This is a genomic window from Zoogloea sp. LCSB751 (genome assembly GCF_002028455.1).
Taxonomy (GTDB): Bacteria; Pseudomonadota; Gammaproteobacteria; order Burkholderiales; family Rhodocyclaceae; genus Zoogloea.
The window spans coordinates 1-260 of sequence record NZ_MWUM01000325.1 but is presented as its reverse complement, the minus strand read 5'-3'; the positions used below and the strand labels follow the sequence as shown (position 1 = coordinate 260).

Below are 260 nucleotides of genomic sequence, written 5' to 3'. Positions count from 1 at the left end.
GGTTGCAGATCGAGGAGAGCTTCATCTACGAGCTGAACCGGCGCGGTGAAGTAGTGGTGGACTTCAAGACCACGGGCAGCATTCAAGTGACCCCCAGTGGCGACTTCGTGATGAGCCGCAACTACAAGGATCTCTCCGCCCGTCTGCCCATCTCCCGGATCCTGACCGGTACCTTCAGCCGCAATTCGCAGGGGATCCTGGTCAATGCCCGGATCATCGATCTGCGTACCAAGATGGTGGAGACCACGGCCCAGAGCCTG

At 59.6% G+C, this 260-nt stretch carries 1 protein-coding gene; it reads left to right on the top strand.

The features are described from left to right. Window positions 1-260: FlgO family outer membrane protein (locus B4920_RS26820; protein ID WP_216820084.1), on the top strand; the 260-nt coding region annotated here is incomplete at both ends.